Genomic DNA, 20960 nt, shown 5'->3' on the forward strand with positions numbered 1-20960 from the left:
GAGTCGCGGGTGATGCCGGGCAGCAGCGAGCCGGACAGCTCGGGGGTCACCACGCGCGCGCCCTCGCCCGAGCCCAGGACGAAGAACAGGTTCATCCCGCCCATCTCCTCGACCCAGCGGCGCTCCACCGCGTCCAGCCACACCACCTGGTCGCAGCCCTGCTCGGCGGCCTGGGCCTGGGCGACCAGGGAGGCCGCGTAGTTGCCCGCGAACTTCGCCGCGCCGGTGCCGCCGGGGGCCGCGCGCACGTACTCGGTGGACAGCCACACCGTCACCGGCTTCAGACCGCCCGCGAAGTACGAGCCCGCGGGCGAGGCGATGAGCACGTAGAGGTACTCCCCCGCCGGGCGCACGCCCAGGCCCTTCTCGGTGGCGAACAGGTACGGCCGCAGGTACAGCGACGCCTCCGCGTCCGAGGGCACCCAGCGGCCGTCGACCGCGACCAGCTCGCGCAGCGACTCCAGGAACACCTCGTCGGGCAGCTCGGGCATGGCGATGCGGCGGGCCGACGCGCGGAAGCGCGCGGCGTTGGCCTCGGGGCGGAAGGACGCGATCGAGCCGTCGGGCTGGCGGTAGGCCTTGAGCCCTTCGAAGATCGACTGGCCGTAGTGCAGCACCATCGCCGCCGGGTCCAGCTCCAGCGGGCCGTAGGGGCGCACCTCGGCGCTGTGCCAGCCCTGGTCGCGACCCCAGCGGATGGTCACCATGTGGTCGGTGAAGTGCTGCCCGAAGCCCGGCTTGGCGAGTACCTCCGCAACGCGCTCCGGGGTCGCCGGCTGCGGGGCGGGGATCCGGCTGAAAGGCAACGCGGTCGTCATGCGAGCACAGTAGCTCTCACTTCGACCTCAGAAAATCGCCGTCCCGACGCTCGGACGTCCCACCATCCGGCCGAGGGGCGGACCGGCGTCCGGTCACCCACCCGGACAGCCCGCACAGGCCCGTGCCGACGGCCATCACCACCCCGGTGCCCACCAGCGCGCCGGTGGGCGCGCTCATCGCCAGCAGCACCGACAGCGCCAGGCCCAGGCACGCGCCGCGCATCGCCCACGTGCCGCCGTCGGTGAGCATCACGCGCGCGGCGGCGTTGCCGAACCCGTAGTGGAAGGCGGTGCCGCAGGCGCCCACGGCCAGCGCCGCGGACGGCGTCATGAGCAGGCCGGACAGGGCCAGCGCGCCCGCGAGGACCTCCAGCGGCCACCGCCCGCGCACCGGCGGCAGGTCACCGGTGCGGGCCATGCCGCCCAGCGTGCGGCTGGCCGAGGCGAGCACGAACCACAGCGCCGAGCACCCGGCCGCCACCGCGGCCACGCCCAGCAGCGGCAGCAGCCACGCGCCGTCGGCCGCGGTCAGCGCGGTGCGCAGCGGCGCGGGCGAGAGCGCCAGCCGCCACTGCCCGAGCTGGCGGTCCAGCGCGACGGCCACCGCCACGCACAGCGCCAGCACCGCGCCGATCGCCACCGGCACGGCGACGCGCAGCTGCCGCGCGGTGAACACGCGGTCGCCGGGGTGCGGGGCGGTGACGCGCTCGAAGCCGGTGAAGGCGACGAACAGCAGGCAGGCGGCCCCCATCAGGCCGCCGAGGCCCGGTCCCGCCGAGGCCGGGGCGGTCTCGGGCGGGACGGTCTCGGGCGGCGGCAGGGCGAAGCAGGTGGCCACCACCAGCACCAGCGTGCCCACCACCACAGCGGTGAGCACCGCCGTGAGCTTTCCGCTCCACCGCAGCCCGGTGGCGCGCAGCCCGGTGACGAGCACGACCACGGCGACCGCGGCGAGCGGCCGGTGCTGGGGGAAGGCGTGCGCGGCGACCGCGCCCGCCAGCGCGGCGGCCACGCCCGCGCGCCCGACCAGGTGGGCGCTGGCTGCGATGCGGGCGGGCCACGGTCCGAGGTGGTCGCGGACGTGGGTGTAGCCGCCCGCCGCGTCGGGTCGGGCGCGGTGCTGCTCGGCGGTGGCGAAGGCGCAGCACAGCGCGGCCAGGGCGGCGACCGCCGCGGCGAGTGGGGTCCACGGGCCCGCCAGCGCGGCGGCGGGCGCGAACCCGCTGAAGATCCCGGCTCCCAGCATCGCGCCGAGGGCGAGCACCGCGGCGCTCGCGCGGGGCGTCACTGTCACCGCTCCACAGTCGCAGATGGAGCGGCCGCTGGCGAACGGCCGCACGGTCGACACCTGTTCGTGTTAATTGTTACTCCGAGCTATCGAAGGTGCCCTGACCGGCCTGCTCCGGCGGACCTCTAGCATTCGACCCGATCCACCTCCGTTCCCGTCGCACGACCAGGAAGTGCCGGGAGGAAGCGCCGAGGAGCCGCAGTGACCGCGCCGAAGCTGGCCATCACCGACAGTGATCTGACCGCCACCGCCGACGCCGTGGTGGTAGGCGTCCTGCAGGGCCCGGACGGCCCAGCGCTGGTGTCCTCCGCCGAGGCGGTGAACGCCGCGTTCGACGGAACGCTGCTGGACGTGCTGGGCGCGCTGGGCGCGTCGGGCAAGGCCGAGGAGGTCGTGGCCGTGCCCACCATGGGCAAGCTGGCCGCCCCGCTGGTGCTGGCCGTGGGCCTGGGCAAGCCGGACGCCGACGGCGCGGTCACCGAGGAGCAGGTGCGCCGCTCCTCCGGCGCCGCCGCCCGCGCGCTGGCGGGCAAGAAGCGCGCCGTGACCACGCTGTCCGCGCTGCACCTGGCCGCCGCCGCCGAGGGCACCCTGCTGGGCGCCTACACCTTCACCGCCTACAAGTCCGCCAAGGGCGACGGGCCGGTGGCGCGGGTCGACCTGGTCGCCCCCGCCGAGGGCACCACCAGGGCGCACCGGGCGACGCTGAAGGCCGCCACCGCGATCGCCGAGGCCGTCACCACCGCCCGCGACCTGGTCAACACCCCGCCCAACGACCTGTACCCGGCCTCGTTCGCCGAGCGCGCCGCCGCGCTGGCCAAGGGCGAGGGCCTGGAGGTCGAGGTGCTCGACGAGAAGGCGCTGCGCAAGCAGGGCTTCGGCGGCATCCTCGGCGTGGGCGGCGGCTCGGCCCGCCCGCCCCGGCTGGTCCGGCTGACCTACCGCGGCCCGAAGGCGGCCAAGAAGGTGGCGCTGGTCGGCAAGGGCATCACCTTCGACACCGGCGGCATCTCCATCAAGCCCGCCGCGGGCATGGACGAGATGACCTCGGACATGAGCGGCGCGGCGGCCGTGGTGGCCACGGTGGTGCTGGCGGCGAAGCTGAAGTACCCGCTGGAGGTCACCGCCTGGGTGCCGATGGCGGAGAACATGCCCAGCGGCTCGGCCTACCGGCCCGGCGACGTGCTGAGCATGTACGGCGGCAAGACCGTCGAGGTGCTCAACACCGACGCCGAGGGCAGGCTGATCCTGTCCGACGCCATCGCGCGGGCCTGCGAGGAGAACCCGGACTACCTGGTGGAGACCTCGACGCTGACCGGCGCGCAGGTGGTGGCGCTGGGCAAGCGCACCGCGGGCGTGATGGGCACCGACGAGTTCCGCGACCGGGTGGCCGCGCTGGGCCGCGCGGTGGGCGAGCAGGCGTGGGCCATGCCGCTGCCCGAGGAGCTGCGCGGCGACCTGGACTCCCGCGTGGCCGACCTGGCCAACGTCACCGGCCACCGCTGGGGCGGGATGCTCGCCGCGGGCCTGTTCCTGCGCGAGTTCGTGGCCGAGGGCGTGCAGTGGGCCCACATCGACGTGGCGGGCCCGGCGTACCACACCGGCGGCCCCTACGGCTACACCGCCAAGGGCGGCACCGGTGTCCCGGTGCGCACCCTGGCCGCCGTGCTGGCCGACATCGCGGCCAACGGCTGACCCGCGCCCCGGCGCTCACCCGCGCGGGTGAGCGCCGGGGTCAGCCCTGCCCGGCGGACTTGCGCCGGGAGTACTCGCGCATCCGCTTGGGGTAGCCGACGATGCCCGCGTCGTAGATCGGGATGCCGAGCTTGCGCGCCAGCTTGCGCGCCCCCTCGGTGCCCTCGACGCGCCGCCGGGTCCACTCGCCGTCGTGCGCGACGAACACCACCGTGGTTTCCGTCACGGTCGTCTTCGGCTCGACGTACGCCTCCACGCCACGCCGCTGCGCCGCCCACCGCTCCAGGTGCCCGGTGTCGGTGGACGTGGCCGCTCTGAGCACGCCAGGGCGCTGCTTCCTGCGGAAACGGTCGAACAGACCCATCCGGCCACCTCCTGCGCCGACTCGAAGCGACCATGGTGCCAGGCGGGGTGTTAAGGGGTGGCCAAATCCTCCCAAGAGGACACCGCGTCATCGCCGCCGCCGGACTAATGACAAGATGGCGATACCCGCGCGCACCCGCGCGAAGTAAGGCATCAAGCTCTCCAGGGAGATCCCGTGACCGACACCTCCGCCGACCTTGTGATCCTCGGTGGCGGATCGGGCGGCTACGCCTGCGCCTTCCGCGCGGCGGAGCTGGGCCTGTCCGTCGTCCTGGTCGAGAAGGACAAGCTGGGGGGCACCTGCCTGCACCGGGGCTGCATCCCGACCAAGGCGCTGCTGCACGCCGCCGAGGTCGCGGACAACGCCCGCGAGGGTGACCAGTTCGGGGTCAAGAGCTCCCTGGAGGGCATCGACATCGCGGGCGTCAACTCCTACAAGGACGGCGTCATCGGCAGGCTCTACAAGGGCCTGCAGGGCCTGGCCAAGGCCAACAAGGTCACCCTGGTCGAGGGCGCGGGCACCTTCGTCGCGCCCAACGCGGTCGAGGTCGACGGGCAGCGCTACGTGGGCAAGAACGTGGTGCTGGCCACCGGCTCCTACGCCCGCAGCCTGCCCGGCCTGGAGATCGGCGGCCGGGTCATCACCAGCGACCAGGCGCTGAACCTGGACTTCGTGCCGGAGAAGGTCGTCGTCCTGGGCGGCGGCGTCATCGGCGTGGAGTTCGCCAGCGTGTGGGCCTCCTTCGGCGCGGACGTGACCATCGTCGAGGCGCTGCCCCGGCTGGTGCCCGCCGAGGACGAGTACGCGTCCAAGCAGCTGGAGCGCGCCTTCCGCAGGCGCGGCATCAAGTTCAAGACCGGCGTGAAGTTCACCGGCGCCACCCAGTCCGAGACCGGCGTGTCGGTCTCGCTGGAGTCCGGCGACGTGCTGGAGGCGGACCTGCTGCTGGTGGCCGTCGGCCGCGGCCCCAACACCGCGGGCCACGGCTACGAGGAGGCGGGCGTCGCCATCGAGCGCGGCTTCGTGGTCACCGACGAGCGGCTGCGCACCAACCTGCCCAACGTCTACGCGGTCGGCGACATCGTGCGCGGCCTGCAGCTGGCCCACCGCGGCTTCCAGCAGGGCATCTTCGTGGCCGAGGAGATCGCCGGGCAGAACCCGAAGGTCATCGACGAGGCGGGCATCCCGCGCGTCACCTACTGCAAGCCGGAGGTCGCCTCGGTCGGTCTCTCCGAGGCCGCGGCCAAGGAGAAGTACGGCTCGGTCGAGACGTTCGTCTACGACCTGGCGGGCAACGGCAAGAGCCAGATCCTGAAGACCGCGGGCGGCGTCAAGCTGGTCAAGGCGCCGGATGGTCCCGTGGTCGGTGTCACCATGGTCGGCGAGCGGGTCGGCGAGCTGATCGGTGAGGCCCAGCTGATCTACAGCTGGGAGGCTCACCCCGAGGACGTGGCGCCGTTGATCCACGCCCACCCGACCCAGACAGAAGCCCTCGGCGAGGCCTTCCTCGCCTTGGCCGGCAAGCCGCTGCACGTGCACGGCTGACCGTCGCACCCCAGTCAGCCGATCCCCGACTTACGCACGAGGAGTCAGCGAACGATGGCCTTCTCCGTCCAAATGCCCGCACTCGGCGAGAGCGTCACCGAGGGCACGGTCACCCGCTGGTTGAAGCAGGAGGGTGACCGCGTCGAGGTCGACGAGCCGTTGCTGGAGGTGTCCACCGACAAGGTCGACACCGAGATCCCGTCGCCCGCGGCGGGCGTCCTGCAGAAGATCGTCGCCCAGGAGGACGAGACCGTCGAGGTCGGCGCCGAGCTGGCGGTGATCGGCGACGGCTCCGACGACGCCGGGTCCGGCGACTCGTCCTCCACCGGCGGCGCCACGCCGTCCGAGGAGGCCGAGGAGGCGACGCCGCGGGCCGAGCAGCCGCAGGCCGAGCCCGAGCCCGCCCCGGAATCCGCCCCGGAGCCCGCCGCGGCCCCGTCCTCGGGCGGTTCCGCCCAGGGCACCCCGGTGACCATGCCCGCGCTGGGCGAGAGCGTCACCGAGGGCACCGTGACCCGCTGGCTCAAGCAGGTCGGCGACTCGGTCGAGGTGGACGAGCCGCTGCTGGAGGTGTCCACCGACAAGGTCGACACCGAGATCCCGTCGCCGGTGGCGGGCACCCTGCTGGAGATCACCGCGGCCGAGGACGAGACCGTCGACGTCGGCGGCCAGCTCGCGGTCATCGGGTCGGGTTCGCCCGCGCCCGCGCGGCAGGAGGCGCCCAAGCCCCAGCCCGAGGCGCCCAAGCAGCAGGAAGCCCCCAAGCAGGAGGCGCCCAAGCCCGCGCCCCAGCCCGAGGCCCCCAAGCCCCAGCCGGAGGCTCCCAAGCAGGAAGCCCCCCAGCAGCAGGCGCCCCAGCAGGAGGCCCCGAAGCAGCAGGCGGGCGAGGAGACCGGCGGCGGCGCGCCGTACGTCACGCCGCTGGTGCGCAAGCTCGCGTCGGAGCACAACATCGACCTGAGCACGCTGAAGGGCACCGGCGTCGGCGGCCGCATCCGCAAGCAGGACGTGCTGGCCGCGGTCGAGGCCGCCAAGGCCCCGGCCCCCGCCCCGCAGCAGGCCGCCCCGGCCGCGTCCGCCCCGGCCCAGCGGGTCGCCTCCACGCCCGCCGTGGACACCAGCGGCAAGCGCGGCACGGTGCAGAAGCTGCCCCGGCTGCGGCAGATCGTCGCGCAGCGCACCCGCGAGTCGCTGCAGGTCTCGGCCCAGCTGACCCAGGTCTTCGAGGTCGACGTCACCAAGATCGCGCGGCTGCGCTCGCGGGCCAAGGCCGCGTTCGAGCAGCGCGAGGGCACCAAGCTCACCTTCCTGCCGTTCTTCGCCAAGGCGGCGGTCGAGGCGCTCAAGCAGCACCCGGTGCTCAACGCCTCGATCGACGAGGAGAAGAAGGAGGTCGTCTACCACGGCGCCGAGCACCTGGGCATCGCGATCGACACCGAGCGCGGCCTGCTCAACGCGGTGATCCACAACGCGGGCGACCTGAACCTGGCGGGCCTGTCGCACAAGATCGCCGACCTGGCCTCGCGCGCTCGCGCGAACAAGCTGACGCCGGACGAGCTGACCGGCGGCACGTTCTCGCTGACGAACCTGGGCAGCAACGGCGCGCTGTTCGACACCCCGATCATCCAGCAGCCGCAGGTCGGCATCCTGGGCGTCGGCGTGGTCAAGAAGCGCCCCGTGGTGGTCACCGACGAGAACGGCGACGACACCATCGCCATCCGGTCGATGGCCTACCTGGCGCTGACCTACGACCACCGGCTGGTCGACGGCGCGGACGCGGGCCGGTTCCTCACCACCGTGAAGAACCGCCTGGAGGAGGGTGCGTTCGAGGCCGACCTGGGCCTGTAGCGCTCCTCGCGTGGTGTTCGACAGGGCCGCTCCCGGAAACGGGAGCGGCCCTGCCGCGTTCGGGAGGGTCGCGTTCAGGAGGGCCGCGTTCGGGGTACGTGGCGCGGCCAACACGGTGACCGCTGTGCAACCGGGCCGTCGCTGAGAGACGATCAACCCCATGCGCGTGGTCATCGCAGGCTCCAGCGGCCTCATCGGCACCAGCCTGGTCGCCGCCCTCCGCGGCGGGGGCCACGAGGTGCTGCGGTTGGTGCGCAGGCGGCCCGCCGCGCCGGACGAGCGCGGCTGGGACCCGCCCGCCGGGCGGTTGGACGACGGCGCGCTGGACGGCGCGGACGCGGTGGTCAACCTGTGCGGCGCGGGCGTGGCCGACAAGCGGTGGAACGACGCGCGCAAGCAGGTGCTGCTGGACAGCCGCACGGTGCCCACCGAGGTGCTGGCCGCCGCGGCGGTCGAGCACGGGGTGCCGGTGCTGGTCAACGCCAGCGCGGTGGGCTACTACGGCGACACCGGGGACGCGCTGGTCGACGAGTCGACCCCGTCCGGCGGCGGGTTCCTGGCCGGGCTGTGCCGGGCCTGGGAGCAGTCGGCGGTGGTCGCCGAGCGCGGCGGCATCCGGGTGGTGCGGCTGCGCACCGGACTGGTGATCAGCCCGGCGGGCGGGCTGTTCGGCCGGATCAAGCCGCTGTTCTCGTTCTTCCTCGGCGGGCGGCTGGGCGACGGCTCCCAGTACATGCCGTGGATCTCGCTGGACGACGCCACCTCCGCGATCCGCTTCGCGGTGGAGCACGAGGCGGTGCGCGGCCCGGTCAACGTGACCGCGCCCAGCCCGGTCACCAACGCCGAGTTCACCCGCACCCTCGGGCACGCGCTGCACCGGCCCGCGCCGTGGGTGGTGCCCGCGTTCGCGCTGAAGGCGGTGCTCGGCGAGCTGGCCGAGGAGGGCGTGCTGGCCGGTCAGCGGGCGGTGCCGAAGGTGCTGGAGCGGCACGGCTTCCGGTTCCTGCACCCGGCGCTGGGCACCGCGGTGGCGGCGGCCGTGCGGGGGTGATGGCGGTTCTCACGGCGCTGGTCGGCGTGCTGCTCGCGGCGGCATCGGTGGTGCTGGGGCTGCTGGTGCGCGGCGAGGAGCCCGGCGTGGACCGCGGGCTGCACGACGCGGCGCTGCGGCTGGGGCCGGGCTTCGAGCACGCGGGCGCGGTGGTCAGCTTCGTGCTCAGCCCCGGTCTGGCCACCATCGCGCTGGTGTCGCTGGCGCTGCGCGCGTGGCTGGCCAGGGACGTGCTGCTGGTCAAGGGGGCGGTGCTGCTGGGCCTGTGCTGGAGCACGGTGCTGGCGCGGCACGGCTACCAGCGGGTGCGGCCGGTGGACTTCCCGAAGTGGAGCTACCCGAGCGGCCACGTCACGGCGGTGACCGCGGTGGCGTTCACCGGGGTGGTGCTGTGCGGCTGGCTGGCGCGCCGCCACCTGGGCCGGGCGGTGGCGCTGGCGGTGGCGGCGGTGGCGCTGACGGCGGCCAGCCGGGTGGTGCTGCGGATGCACTGGTTCACCGACACGGTGGGGGCGGTGCTGGCCGTGACGGGGGTGGGGTTGGTCGTGAGCCTGGCGCTGGGGCTGCTGCCGCCGGGCGTAGGGTCGAGGGGTGAGCAGCACTGACTCCTCCTGCCGCGCCTCGACCGACCCCTTCGACGTGCGCGTGCTGGGCACCATCGACTACCTGGCGGCGTGGGATCTCCAGCGCGAACTCGCCTCCGCCCGCGCGGACGACGAGATCGGCGACACCCTGCTCCTGCTGGAGCACCCTCCGGTCTACACCTGCGGCAAGCGCACCGAGGACGACGAGCGCCCCAAGGGCGGCGACACCCCGGTCATCGACGTCGACCGCGGCGGCAAGATCACCTGGCACGGTCCGGGCCAGCTGGTCGGCTACCCGATCGTGAAGCTGACCGAGCCGCTGGACGTGGTCGACTACGTGCGCCGCCTGGAGCAGGCGATCATCCACGTGTGCGACCAGCTGGGCGTGCGCACCGGGCGGGTGGACAAGCGCAGCGGGGTCTGGATCCCCGCCGACGACCGGGGCGTGGAGCGCAAGGTCGCCGCGATCGGCATCCGGGTGCAGCGCGGCGTGACCACGCACGGCTTCGAGATCAACTGCAACGCCTCGCTGGACGCGTTCGGGGAGATCATCCCGTGCGGCATCCGGGACGCGGGCGTGGCTTCGCTGTCGCACGAGCTGGAGCGCGACGTGACCGTGGCGGAGGTGCTGCCGATGGCGCGCGACGCGGTCATCGACGCGCTCAACGGCGACCTGCCGCTGACCGACCGGACGCTGGAGCGCCCCCAGCCCGCCGCCGCGGGTGTGACGTTCGCGGTGCGGACCGGCTGACAACACCCCCTCTTCCCCTCTAGAGTTCCGGAATTACGGACCACCAGAGGGGAGACCGGTCGTGCCCATCACCCGACGGCGCCTGCTCACCGCGTGCGGTGCGGCGGGGGCTTCGCTGCTGCTGCCCGCCGCACCCGCCCTCGCCGCCCCTCGGGGGGCAGCGCCCGACGACTGGCTCGGCTGGTTCCGCGCGCACCCGCGCGACGTCGCGGTCGTGCTCGACGACGGCCGCGGCGGCCGGGTCGCGCACCGCCCGCACGAGCCGCAGCCCCTCGCCTCCGCGGTCAAGGTCGTGCACCTGGCCGGGTACGAGCTGGCGGGACTTGACCCCGAGGAGCGGGTGCGGGTCGGCGACTGGGAGCGGTACTACCTGCCGCTGGACGGGGGCGCGCACCCGGCGGCGCTCGCGGAGCTGGGCATCCCGGCCACCAACGGCATGACCGCCGACGACCCCAACCACGAGGTCCGGCTGGACGACCTGGTCGCGGCGATGATCCGGCACAGCGACAACGCCGCCGCCGACTACCTGCGCCACCGCCTCGGCGAGGCCCCGCTGCGGGCCGCCGCGGCGCGGTGCGGCTGGCCGGACGCCCCGGCGCCGTGGATCCTGGGCGACATGCTGCGGCTGGTCCTGGGCAGGCCGGTGAGCGTCGAGCGGTACGTGCGCGACCCCCAGCTGCAGCTGGAGGTCATCGGCCGGTTCCCGGACATCCCGGCCACCTACCAGGGGCAGGTGCCGTGGGCGCGGACCACCTGGCGGGGCACCGCCGCCGGGCTGCACAAGACGCACCGCGCCATCGCGGGCGGCCGGTTCCCCCGCGCGCGGGCGCACCTGGAGGCGGGCAGGCAGCTGCCCGACGGGGTGGCGGGCATCGGGCTCAAGGGCGGGTCGCTGGCGGGCGTGCTCACCCTCGGCTGCGCCGTGCGGTGGGCGGACGGGCGCGTCGGCTCGGCCGCCGTGCTGGTCCAGGAGGTCGACGAGGAGCGCTTCGCCGCCGTCGGGGAGCTGTTCGACCTGGTGCTGCGGGCCCTGCTGGAGCAGGCCGCGCTGCGGGAGTTCCAGGTCGTCCTCTCCTAGGATGACCACGGTGGACCTGCTGCAACGACTGGTCGAGCTGGAGGAGCGCGTCGCCGCGCTGGAGGGCGGGCGCGAGGTCGCCACGTCCCCCGAAGCCGGGGACGGCGGCGCCGTCGGCTACCGGGGCCGGGTGACGCTGGCCGAGGGCCAGGTGGAGTGGCGCATCGACCTGGCGCAGGAGTCCGTGCTGGCGCTGGAGGACCGGCCGCGCGTCGAGGTGCTGGCCGCGCTGGCGCACCCGGCTCGGGTGGACATCGTCCGGTCGCTGCTGGACCGCGGCGGGCAGCCCGCCGCGGCGCTGCAGGAGGCCGCCCGGCTGGGGTCGACCGGGCAGCTCTACCACCACCTCAAGGCCCTGACCTCGGCGGGCGTGGTGGAGCAGGACAAGCGCGGCAGCTACCGGCTGCGCGCGGGCGCGGTGGTGCCCGTGCTCGTCCTGCTCACCGCGGCCTCCGACGTGGCGGGTCAGCTGCGCAGCTGAGGCGCGACCTCGCTGGCGACCAGCTCGACGTGGTCCAGGTCGGACAGGTCGAGCACCTGGAGGTAGACCCGGCTGATGCCGGTGCGCTCGCGCCACTCGCCCAGCCGCTGCACGACCTCGGCGGGCGTGCCCGCCAGACCGTTGAGCCGCAGCTCGTCGACCTCGCGGCCGATGGCGTCGGCGCGGCGGGAGACCTCCGCGTCGTCCTTGCCCACCGCCACCACCAGCGCCGCGGAGCGGGTGATCTCCGCCGGGTCGCGGCCGATCTCGCGGCAGGCGGCGTCCACGCGGGCGAACTGCTCCACGGCGAAGTCGATGCCCACGAACGGCAGGTTGAACTCGTCCGCGTGCTTGGCCGCCAGCGCGGGCGTGCGCTTGACGCCCTGACCGCCGATCAGCACCGGGATCCTGGCCTGCGCGGGCTTGGGCAGCGCGGGCGAGTCGGTGAGCTGGTAGTGCTTGCCCTGGAACGAGTACGTCTCGCCCAGCGGCGTGCCCCACAGCCCGGTGATGATGTCCAGCTGCTCCTCGTAGCGCTCGAACCGCTCGCGGACGGGCGGGAACGGCAGGCCGTAGGCGGTGTGCTCGGCCTCGTACCAGCCCGCGCCGAGGCCGAACTCCACCCGGCCGCCGGACATCTGGTCCACCTGCGCCACGCTGATCGCCAGCGGGCCGGGGTAGCGGAACGTGGCCGCGGTCATCAGCGTGCCCAACCGGATGGTCCGGGTCTCGCGCGCCAGCCCCGCGAAGGTGATCCACGGGTCGGTGGGGCCGGGCAGGCCGTCGACCGAGCCCATCTTCAGGTAGTGGTCGGAGCGGAAGAACGCGCCGTAGCCCGCGTCCTCGGCGGTGCGGGCCACGCGGAGCAGGTCGTCGTAGGAGGCCCCTTGCTGGGGCTCGGTGAAGATCCGGAGTTCCACGCCCCCAAGCTAACGGCGTCGACCCCGAGATCGCGATTCGGCTCCCGATCGGGGAGCGGCTCCCGGCTGGTAATCATGACGCATGGCGAAGTGGACTGAGGCGGACATCCCCGACCAGAGCGGCCGGACCGCGCTGGTGACCGGCGCGAACTCCGGGCTGGGGCTGCGCACGGCCCAGGTGCTCAGCGGCCGGGGCGCGCGGGTGCTGATGGCCTGCCGCTCCCCCGAGCGCGGGCAGCGGGCGCTGGAGCGCGTGCTGGCGGGCGGCGGCGAGGCCGAGCTGGTGCGGCTGGACCTGGCCGACCTGGCGTCCGTGCGCGCGGCCGCCGCCTCGGTGCGCGAGCTGACCGGGGACGCGCTGGACCTGCTGGTGAACAACGCGGGCGTGATGGGCGGGCCGCTGCGCCGCACCGCCGACGGCTTCGAGCTCCAGTTCGGCACCAACCACCTCGGGCACGCCGCGCTGACCTGGCTGCTGATGCCCGCGCTGCGCGCCCGGCCGGGCGCGCGCGTGGTGACCGTGTCCAGCCTGATGCACTCCGTCGGCGCGCTCGACCTCGCCGACCCGAACTACGAGGTGCGCAAGTACCGCCAGTGGCACGCCTACGGCCAGTCCAAGCTGGCCAACCTGCTGTTCGCCCGCGAGCTGGACCGCAGGCTGCGCGCCGCCGGGCTGGACGTGACCTCCGTCGCGGCGCACCCCGGCGCCACGGCCACCGAGCTGAGCGCCAACACGGCCCGCGCGCACGGCAGCAGCGTCATGGAACTGGGCAACAAGCTCGTCGGCCTGTTCTCCCAGCCGGTCGAGGTGGGTGCGTTGCCGCAGCTCTACGCGGCCACCGCGGCGGGCGCCGAGGGCGGCGGCTACTACGGCCCTGACGGGTTCCGCGAGATGCGCGGCCACCCCGCCCCGGCGGCCTCCAGCGCGGCCTCCCGCGACGAACTGGCGGCGGCCCGGCTGTGGGACCTCACCGCCGAGCTCACGGGCGTCGCGCCCGACCCGGCGTGACGTAGTGTTGACCCGTGACCGTCGTACCTGAGGGTCGGAAGCTGCTGCGCCTGGAAGTGCGCAACAGCCAAACGCCCATCGAGAAGAAGCCCTCCTGGATCAAGACCAAGGCGAAGATGGGCCCCGAGTACCGGGAGCTCAAGGGCCTGGTCAAACGCGAGGGCCTGCACACGGTGTGCGAGGAGGCGGGCTGTCCCAACATCTACGAGTGCTGGGAGGACCGCGAGGCGACGTTCCTCATCGGCGGCGAGCAGTGCACCCGCCGCTGCGACTTCTGCCAGATCGACACGGGCAAGCCCGCCGACCTGGACCGCGACGAGCCGCGCCGGGTCGCCGAGTCGGTGCAGGCGATGGGCCTGCGCTACTCGACGGTGACCGGCGTGGCCCGCGACGACCTGCCCGACGGCGGCGCCTGGCTGTACGCCGAGACGGTCCGCCAGATCCACGCGCTCAACCCCGGCACGGGCGTCGAGCTGCTGATCCCGGACTTCAACGCGGTGCCCGAGCAGCTGGCCGAGGTGTTCGACTCCCGGCCCGAGGTGCTGGCGCACAACCTGGAGACCGTGCCGCGGATCTTCAAGCGCATCCGGCCCGCGTTCCGCTACGAGCGGTCGCTGGAGGTCATCACGCGCGCCCGCGAGGCGGGCCTGGTGACCAAGTCCAACCTGATCCTGGGCATGGGCGAGACGCCGGAGGAGGTCACCGCCGCGCTGCGCGACCTGCACGGGGCGGGCTGCGAGATCATCACCATCACGCAGTACCTGCGGCCCTCGCCGCGGCACCACCCGGTCGAGCGCTGGGTGAAGCCGGAGGAGTTCCTGGTGCACAAGGAGACCGCCGAGTCGATCGGCTTCAGCGGCGTGATGGCGGGCCCGCTGGTGCGCTCGTCCTACCGCGCGGGGCGGCTCTACGCCCAGGCGGTGACCAAGCGCGGCGACGCGCTGCCGGAGAACCTGCGGCACCTGCTGGAAGCGGGCGGCGCGGCGCAGGAGGTCACGTCGCTGCTCTCGGCTCGCTGAGCACCACGCCGTCCAGCTCCAGCGCGTAGTGCGCGCCGAAGGCGCTGGACGGCGTGTGGCAGCCGGGCTCGACCCGGTCCGGTCCGCGGGTCAGCGCGCTGATCGCGCGGACCACCGAGTCCGCCGTGAGGCTGTAGGGGTTGGGGCAGGTCAGCGCCGCCTGCACGCGGTTGCCGCGATCGTCGCGAACCTCGCCCCAGACCTCGGCGCGGGTCTTGGCGCGGGTGCTCGCACCGGGACCGCCGACCACCCGTCCCAGCAGGGCCTTGCCCAGCGCCCGCACCGGTGGCAGGCGCAGCAGGGGCGCCAGCGCGCCCTGCGCGACGGCCGCGAAACCGGGCAGCGCGGTGAACGTGGTGATGTTCGGGATGCCGGTGGAGCGGTAGGCGGTGCTCACGTCGCCCCACGGGATGGCGACCACCTCGCGCGGCCCCGACCGGAACCCCGCCACCCGCTTGCGGTGCCCCACCGGCACGGCGCGGATCTCGCCGTCCACGCGGGCCCTGCCACCGCTCCCGGCTCCTTCCAGGGCGGTCCGCGCGGTGCCCGCGCTGGCCCCGCCGCCGACGACGAAGGCCAGGTCCAGGTGCGTGGCCGAGGGCAGGGCCCGGTGCAGCAGCGCGGCCAGGCAGTCGGTCGGCACGACGTCGAAACCGGCGCCGGGCAGCAGCACGACCCCGGCGGCCACCGCGTCGTCGTGGCGGCGCGCGACGGCTTCGAAGACGTCGATCTCGCCGGTGATGTCGACGTAGTGGGTGCGCGTGTCCAGGCAGGCGCGCACCATCGGGGCGGAGGTGGCGGAGAACGGGCCCGCGCAGTGCGCCACGGCGTCGATGTCGCGCAGGTGCTCGGCGGCGTGGCGCAAGTCGAACGCGCGGTGCTCCAGGCCCAGCTCGCGCGCCAGGGGTTCGAGCTTGTCGCGGGAGCGGCCCGCCAGCACCGGCCGCTCCCCCGCCGCCACGGCGCGCTCGGCCACGAGCGCGCCGGTGTAGCCGTTGGCGCCGTAGACCATCCACGTCATGCCCCGGAAGCTACCAGCGAGTAGCACGGCGCGCCGAACACCGCCCACCCGCACCCCGATGCTCGGCAAGTACTACCCGACGGGGCCGGGAGGGCCGGTAACTACTACCCGACGTGCGCGAACACGGAGTTCGGGGTGCCCAGAGGCTCGACTCGCGGGGTGGGCTAGGAGGCGGAGCGGCGTCGGGTGATCGCTCCGCCTGCCAGGAGCAGCAGGCCGAGCACCGCCACCGGAGCCGCCCAGGCGAGCCGCTCGGCGCGCAGTTCCCCGCAGATTTCGGGCAATGCTTCGGACTCGGCTTCCAGCTCGATGTCGTCGTACCCCATGCCCACGCTGTTGCCGCAGGACACGGAAAGCCCCGAGGGGGAATCGGTTTCCAGCGGCAGGAGCATGATCAACAAACCGGCGAGCAGAAAGGCCGCGCCGACCACCGCGGTGACCGTCCTGGGCGACATGGCGCAACATTACGATGTGTGATGCCGATCGCCTAGGGGGTTGACGGATTAGGGGGGTGAACCGTCGTCCCCTAACGGGCCGAATGCCGCAAGTGACCACCGGTCGACGGGGGAACGCGGTTCCTTGCCCCGATCGGTGACGGCGCTACGACGCGCTCAGCGAGTTCGGCGATCCGCACCCAGTTGAGACGTCGGCGCGCGAAGCGCAGGCGGTGAACGGCGAGGACCGGTCGTCGGTGTCGTCCAGGAGCGCCAGGGTGACGAGTACAACAGCCACGCAAAGGCCGGCCACCACCAAGCCGATGATGGCGATCAGGACCCTGGAGCCGATACCCGGTCGATCCACGCGCGCAGGCTATCGCCCCTGGAACCGTCCTCGACCAGGTCGACCAGTTCCGGGCAGGCTTCGGGGACGTCCCACAACTCCAGCAGGCTCGACACGGCGCGGGCGATGTCGGCATAGCGGCTGTCGGGCAGCCCGGAGGGGAGTTCCACCCGCAGCTCCGGACGATCCATGCGCCCCAGCATTGCCGTCACGCGCGCGCGAGGGCAATACCACGATCGTGCGCTATTCAGCGGTGGAAATGACCTGGGCTGATCACCGCATTTCAGAAGTGACGGGCGTCACTCCCGGTCGGCTAACCGCAGCGCTCCAACTCCGCCTCGCACACGCACACCTGGCCGACCACGCCGATCAGCAGCGGGCACACGCCCGGAACGCCCCACAGCTCCAGCAGGCTGGCCACGGCGTGCCGAATGCCGTCGTAGTGCTGCGGGGGCAAGTCGGGCGGGAGCTTGAGATGGAGCTCCAGGTGACTCATGCCCCACAGAATCACCGTTGCGCCGGAGCAACGCAACCCCCGTTCGAGCTACTCCGACCATTTTTCGTGGAATTTGGAATCAATGGTTCGAAACCACGGGGGGAATAGTTCGGAACATTTTCGTGACGGGGTGGGTGGTGGGCGCGGCAGGATTCGAACCTGCGACCGCTCGGGTGTAAACCGAGTGCTCTTCCACTGAGCTACGCGCCCGTCGGGCGGGCCCCGCGGGCGGGCTACCCCCGCAGTGCCGCCACGGCCCTCTTCCACGTCTCCTGGTCCCGCGGCTCACCGGGACCGCGGACCTCGGCGAACCGGACCACGCCCCCGGTGTCGACCAGGAACGTCCCCCGCGTCGCCACCCCGGCGCGCTCGTGGAACGCGCCGTAGGCCCTGGCCACCTCGCCGTGCGGCCAGAAGTCCGACAGCAGCGGGAACGGGAACCCCTGCTGCTCCGACCAGACCTTGAGGCTGTACGGCGTGTCCACCGAGACCCCGAGCACCTGGACGTTCCCGTCATCGTAGACGGCGATCTCGTCGCGCACCCTGCTCAGCTCGCCGGTGCACGTGCCGCTGAACGCGAACGGGAAGAACACCAGCAGCACGTTGCGCTCGCCGCGGAACGACGACAGCGCGACGGGCCGCCGGTGGACGTCCTCCAGGGTGAAGTCCGGGGCGGGCCCGCCGACTCCCACCGCCATGCCTAGCGCTTGGACTTCGCGTTCTTCGGCGAGACCAGTCGGATGCCGGTCCAGTCGTCGCCCACGCTGATGTTGGAGGTCAGCGCCAGGCCCGCGGTGGGCACCGCCTCGGCGATGTCGCTGGGCTCGACGTGCCCCGGCCGCCCCGTCTTCGGGGTCAGCACCCAGATCACGCCGTTCTCCGCCAGCGGCGAGGTCGCGTTGATCAGGGCGTCCACCAGGTCACCGTCGTCCTCACGCCACCACAGCAGGACCACGTCCACGACTTCATCGTCGTCCTCGTCGAGCAGATCGCTGCCGATCCGCTCCTCGACCGCGGCGCGCAGGTCGTCGTCGACGTCCTCGTCCCAGCCGATCTCCTGGACCACGATGCCCGGTTCGATCCCGAGCCTGTCGGCGACGCCGACCTTGCCGGCGTCTTCCGCGGCGACCACGGTTTCCACTCCTCCAAGTATGCAACAAGCGGCAGCCGGGGGTCGACTGCCGCGCGGTGTCTCCTACCAGTCGCGGTTAGCGAACACTGTCACCCGTGCCACGCGCAACCGTAAGGGGCAGGACACGCCGCATCGGGTACCCCGGGATGCGCTCCCCTACCCCGATGAGGCAGGCTCTACATACCTCCTATTCGCGCGCGCGCGATGGACACGATCCAGAACTACCGACCGGTAGTGGTGACGGGAAGGTGTCCGGCGGGCAACGATGGAGCTAGAGAACCCAGGAACGAGGAGATCCCTTGGCCCCGCAGAACAACGGCACCACTCCCGAGCGGGTGCGCGTCATCCGTGACGGCCTGGCCGCCCACCTCCCGGACATCGACCCGGAGGAGACCGCGGAGTGGCTGGAGTCGTTCGACGCCGCGCTCAAGGGCGGCGGGCAGCAGCGCGCCCGCTACCTGATGCTGCGCCTTCTGGAGCGCGCCAGGGAGAGCCACGTCGGGGTGCCGTCGCTGACCAGCACCGACTACGTCAACACCATCCCCACCGAGCGGGAGCCCTGGTTCCCCGGTGACGAGGAGGTGGAGCGCCGCTACCGCGCCTGGATCCGCTGGAACGCGGCGATCACCGTGCACCGCGCCCAGCGGCCGGGGGTGAGCGTCGGCGGCCACATCTCGACCTACGCCTCCAGCGCCAGCCTCTACGAGGTGGGCTTCAACCACTTCTTCCGGGGCAAGGACCACCCCGGCGGCGGCGACCACGTGTTCATCCAGGGCCACGCCTCCCCCGGCGTGTACGCGCGCGCGTTCCTGGAGGGCAGGCTGACCACCGACCAGCTCGACGGCTTCCGCCAGGAGCTCTCGCACGCGGGCCCCGGCGGCGGCCTGCCGTCCTACCCGCACCCGCGGCTGATGCCGGACTTCTGGGAGTTCCCGACCGTCTCCATGGGCCTCGGCCCGATGAACGCGATCTACCAGGCTCGGTTCAACCGCTACCTGCACGACCGCGGCATCAAGGACACCTCCGACCAGCACGTGTGGGCGTTCCTCGGCGACGGCGAGATGGACGAGCCGGAGTCGCGCGGTCTGCTCCAGCTGGCCGCCAACGAGCAGCTGGACAACCTGACCTTCGTGGTCAACTGCAACCTGCAGCGCCTGGACGGCCCGGTGCGCGGCAACGGCAAGATCATCCAGGAGCTGGAGGCGTTCTTCCGCGGCGCGGGCTGGAACGTCATCAAGGTCATCTGGGGCCGGGAGTGGGACGCGCTGCTGCACGCCGACCGCGACGGCGCGCTGGTCAACCTGATGAACACCACGCCCGACGGCGACTACCAGACCTACAAGGCCAACGACGGCGCGTACGTCAAGGAGCACTTCTTCGGGCGCGACCCGCGCACGAAGGACCTCGTGGCGAACATGACCGACGACGAGGTGTGGAACCTCAAGCGCGGCGGCCACGACTACCGCAAGGTCTACGCGGCCTACAAGGCGGCCGTGGAGCACCACGGGCAGCCGACGGTCATCCTGGCCAAGACCATCAAGGGCTACGGCCTGGGCCCGCACTTCGCGGCGCGCAACGCCACGCACCAGATGAAGAAGATGACCCTGGAAGACCTCAAGCTCTTCCGGGACAGCCTGCGCATCCCGATCCCCGACGACCAGCTCGACCCGTACCTGCCGCCGTACTACCACCCCGGCCCCGACGCCCCGGAGATCCGGTACCTGCAGGAGCGGCGCAAGCAGCTGGGCGGGTACGTGCCGGAGCGGCGGGCCAAGTCCAAGGCGCTGGTGCTGCCCGGCGACAAGGTCTACGACGTGATCCGCAAGGGCTCGGGCAAGCAGGAGGTCGCCACCACGATGGCGTTCGTCCGGCTGGTCCGCGACCTGGCCAAGGACCCGGAGATCGGGCCGCGCATCGTGCCGATCATCCCGGACGAGGCGCGCACGTTCGGCATGGACTCGATGTTCCCGGCGCAGAAGATCTACAACCCCAACGGGCAGCTCTACACCTCCGTGGACGCCCAGCTGATGCTGGCGTACAAGGAGTCCGAGCAGGGGCAGATCCTGCACGAGGGCATCAACGAGGCGGGCTCCACGGCCTCGTTCACCGCGGCGGGCACGTCCTACGCCACGCACGGCGAGCCGATGATCCCGATCTACATCTTCTACTCGATGTTCGGGTTCCAGCGCACCGGCGACGGCCTGTGGGCGGCGGCGGACCAGATGGCGCGCGGCTTCGTGCTGGGCGCCACGGCGGGCCGCACCACGCTGACCGGTGAGGGCCTGCAGCACGCGGACGGCCACTCGATCCTGCTGGCGCACACCAACCCGGCGGCGGTGGTGTACGACCCGGCGTGGTCGTTCGAGGTGGCGCACATCGTCAAGGACGGCCTGCGGCGGATGTACGGCGAGAACGCCGAGAACGTCTTCTACTACATGACCGTCTACAACGAGCCCTACCAGCAGCCCGCCGAGCCCGCCGAGCTCGACGTGGACGGTCTGCTCAAGGGCCTGTACCGGTACCAGCCCGCGCGGGGGCAGGACGGTCCGCGCGCGCAGCTGCTGGCCTCCGGCGTGGCCATGCCGTGGGCGGTCAAGGCGCAGGAGGTGCTCGCCGAGGAGTGGGGCGTGCAGGTCGACGTGTGGTCGGCCACCTCGTACTCGGAGCTGCGCCGCGAGGCGGTCGAGGTGGACCGGCACAACCTGCTGCACCCCGACCAGGAGCCGCGCGTGCCGTACGTGACGCAGGCGCTGTCCGGCGCGCCCGGTCCGGTGGTGGCGGTGTCGGACTGGATGACGGCGGTGCCGGACCTGATCCGGCCGTACGTGCCCACCGACATGACCACCCTGGGCACCGACGGGTTCGGCTTCTCCGACACCCGCCCGGCGGCGCGGCGGCACTTCCTGGTCGACACCGAGTCGATCGTGGTGGCCACGCTGGCGGCGCTGGCGCGGCGCGGCGAGGTCGACCGGTCCAAGGTGGTCGAGGCGGCCCGCAAGTACCGCATCGACGACGTGAGCGCGGCGGGCCCGTCCACCTCGGACGCGGGCCTGGCCTGATCCAGAGGCGCGGACGGAGGG

The 20960-nt window shown here is 72.9% G+C and carries 22 protein-coding genes and 1 tRNA gene; 11 read left to right on the forward strand and 12 right to left on the reverse strand.

What is annotated here, in order from left to right; translation table 11 throughout:
* Together IEZ00_RS05505 and IEZ00_RS05510 are read right to left on the reverse strand one after the other, a co-directional pair.
* The coding region (locus tag IEZ00_RS05505; protein ID WP_229795115.1) for a branched-chain amino acid aminotransferase at window positions 1–818 on the reverse strand (818 nt) is incomplete at its 3' end.
* 16 nt (window positions 819–834) lie between these two features.
* Window positions 835–2112 (reverse strand): APC family permease, encoded by a 1278-nt coding sequence (locus IEZ00_RS05510; RefSeq protein WP_189221968.1) that lies wholly within the window; start codon window positions 2110–2112, stop codon window positions 835–837.
* A gap of 195 nt (window positions 2113–2307) precedes the next feature.
* On the opposite strand from IEZ00_RS05510, the gene IEZ00_RS05515 reads away from it, so the two are divergent.
* Window positions 2308–3801: a leucyl aminopeptidase gene (locus tag IEZ00_RS05515; RefSeq protein WP_189221969.1), complete on the forward strand. Its 1494-nt coding sequence runs from the start codon at window positions 2308–2310 to the stop codon at window positions 3799–3801.
* A gap of 40 nt (window positions 3802–3841) precedes the next feature.
* Here IEZ00_RS05515 and IEZ00_RS05520 read toward each other — a convergent pair whose 3' ends face one another.
* Entirely contained in the window at window positions 3842–4165 is a 324-nt protein-coding gene (locus IEZ00_RS05520; protein WP_189221970.1) for an oxidoreductase, read from the reverse strand.
* A gap of 174 nt (window positions 4166–4339) precedes the next feature.
* On the opposite strand from IEZ00_RS05520, the gene lpdA reads away from it, so the two are divergent.
* From lpdA to IEZ00_RS05555, 7 genes are all read left to right on the forward strand, one after another.
* Window positions 4340–5710: a dihydrolipoyl dehydrogenase gene (lpdA, locus tag IEZ00_RS05525; RefSeq protein WP_189221971.1), complete on the forward strand. Its 1371-nt coding sequence runs from the start codon at window positions 4340–4342 to the stop codon at window positions 5708–5710.
* A 54-nt stretch (window positions 5711–5764) separates the two neighbouring features.
* A complete protein-coding gene (gene sucB, locus IEZ00_RS05530; RefSeq protein ID WP_189221972.1) occupies window positions 5765–7558 on the forward strand; it encodes a 2-oxoglutarate dehydrogenase, E2 component, dihydrolipoamide succinyltransferase in 1794 nt (597 codons plus the stop codon).
* 160 nt (window positions 7559–7718) lie between these two features.
* Entirely contained in the window at window positions 7719–8609 is an 891-nt protein-coding gene (locus IEZ00_RS05535; RefSeq protein WP_189221973.1) for a TIGR01777 family oxidoreductase, read from the forward strand.
* Window positions 8609–9214, forward strand: a complete 606-nt coding sequence (locus IEZ00_RS05540; RefSeq protein WP_189221974.1) for a phosphatase PAP2 family protein — start codon at window positions 8609–8611, stop codon at window positions 9212–9214. The genes IEZ00_RS05535 and IEZ00_RS05540 overlap by 1 nt, the downstream gene beginning before the upstream one ends.
* Window positions 9201–9944, forward strand: a complete 744-nt coding sequence (gene lipB, locus IEZ00_RS05545; protein ID WP_189221975.1) for a lipoyl(octanoyl) transferase LipB — start codon at window positions 9201–9203, stop codon at window positions 9942–9944. The genes IEZ00_RS05540 and lipB overlap by 14 nt, the downstream gene beginning before the upstream one ends.
* Window positions 9945–10005: 61 nt before the next feature.
* Window positions 10006–11022, forward strand: coding sequence for a serine hydrolase (locus IEZ00_RS05550; RefSeq protein ID WP_189221976.1), 1017 nt, complete (start codon window positions 10006–10008; stop codon window positions 11020–11022).
* Between the two features lies 1 nt (window position 11023).
* Window positions 11024–11503, forward strand: a complete 480-nt coding sequence (locus IEZ00_RS05555) for an ArsR/SmtB family transcription factor (RefSeq protein WP_189221977.1) — start codon at window positions 11024–11026, stop codon at window positions 11501–11503.
* Here IEZ00_RS05555 and IEZ00_RS05560 read toward each other — a convergent pair.
* Window positions 11488–12423, reverse strand: a complete 936-nt coding sequence (locus IEZ00_RS05560; RefSeq protein WP_189221978.1) for an LLM class F420-dependent oxidoreductase — start codon at window positions 12421–12423, stop codon at window positions 11488–11490. The genes IEZ00_RS05555 and IEZ00_RS05560 overlap by 16 nt on opposite strands.
* Before the next feature lie 82 nt (window positions 12424–12505).
* On the opposite strand from IEZ00_RS05560, the gene IEZ00_RS05565 reads away from it, so the two are divergent.
* Both IEZ00_RS05565 and lipA read left to right on the forward strand, forming a co-directional pair.
* Window positions 12506–13432 (forward strand): oxidoreductase, encoded by a 927-nt coding sequence (locus IEZ00_RS05565; RefSeq protein ID WP_189221979.1) that lies wholly within the window; start codon window positions 12506–12508, stop codon window positions 13430–13432.
* Between the two features lie 14 nt (window positions 13433–13446).
* Complete coding sequence (lipA, locus tag IEZ00_RS05570) at window positions 13447–14451, forward strand: lipoyl synthase (RefSeq protein ID WP_189221980.1); 1005 nt, start codon at window positions 13447–13449, stop codon at window positions 14449–14451.
* Here lipA and IEZ00_RS05575 read toward each other — a convergent pair.
* The 8 genes from IEZ00_RS05575 to IEZ00_RS05610 form a co-directional block, all read right to left on the reverse strand.
* A complete protein-coding gene (locus IEZ00_RS05575) occupies window positions 14426–15472 on the reverse strand; it encodes a saccharopine dehydrogenase family protein (RefSeq protein WP_189221981.1) in 1047 nt (348 codons plus the stop codon). The two genes, lipA and IEZ00_RS05575, sit on opposite strands and share 26 nt — an antisense overlap.
* Before the next feature lie 164 nt (window positions 15473–15636).
* Window positions 15637–15927 (reverse strand): hypothetical protein, encoded by a 291-nt coding sequence (locus IEZ00_RS05580; RefSeq protein ID WP_189221982.1) that lies wholly within the window; start codon window positions 15925–15927, stop codon window positions 15637–15639.
* A 145-nt stretch (window positions 15928–16072) separates the two neighbouring features.
* Window positions 16073–16273, reverse strand: coding sequence for a hypothetical protein (locus IEZ00_RS05585; RefSeq protein WP_189221983.1), 201 nt, complete (start codon window positions 16271–16273; stop codon window positions 16073–16075).
* Window positions 16240–16443, reverse strand: coding sequence for a hypothetical protein (locus IEZ00_RS05590; RefSeq protein ID WP_189221984.1), 204 nt, complete (start codon window positions 16441–16443; stop codon window positions 16240–16242). The genes IEZ00_RS05585 and IEZ00_RS05590 overlap by 34 nt, the downstream gene beginning before the upstream one ends.
* A 122-nt stretch (window positions 16444–16565) precedes the next feature.
* Window positions 16566–16748, reverse strand: a complete 183-nt coding sequence (locus tag IEZ00_RS05595; RefSeq protein ID WP_189221985.1) for a hypothetical protein — start codon at window positions 16746–16748, stop codon at window positions 16566–16568.
* Window positions 16749–16883: 135 nt separating this feature from the next.
* Window positions 16884–16958, reverse strand: a tRNA-Val gene (locus IEZ00_RS05600).
* 23 nt (window positions 16959–16981) lie between these two features.
* Window positions 16982–17446, reverse strand: a complete 465-nt coding sequence (locus IEZ00_RS05605) for a peroxiredoxin (protein WP_189221986.1) — start codon at window positions 17444–17446, stop codon at window positions 16982–16984.
* Window positions 17447–17448: 2 nt separating this feature from the next.
* Complete coding sequence (locus IEZ00_RS05610) at window positions 17449–17880, reverse strand: DUF3052 domain-containing protein (protein ID WP_189221987.1); 432 nt, start codon at window positions 17878–17880, stop codon at window positions 17449–17451.
* 299 nt (window positions 17881–18179) lie between these two features.
* On the opposite strand from IEZ00_RS05610, the gene aceE reads away from it, so the two are divergent.
* Window positions 18180–20939 (forward strand): pyruvate dehydrogenase (acetyl-transferring), homodimeric type, encoded by a 2760-nt coding sequence (gene aceE, locus IEZ00_RS05615; RefSeq protein ID WP_189221988.1) that lies wholly within the window; start codon window positions 18180–18182, stop codon window positions 20937–20939.
* Window positions 20940–20960: the final 21 nt, after the last annotated feature.

Source organism: Saccharothrix coeruleofusca, from assembly GCF_014648515.1.
Lineage (GTDB): Bacteria > Actinomycetota > Actinomycetes > Mycobacteriales > Pseudonocardiaceae > Actinosynnema > Actinosynnema coeruleofuscum.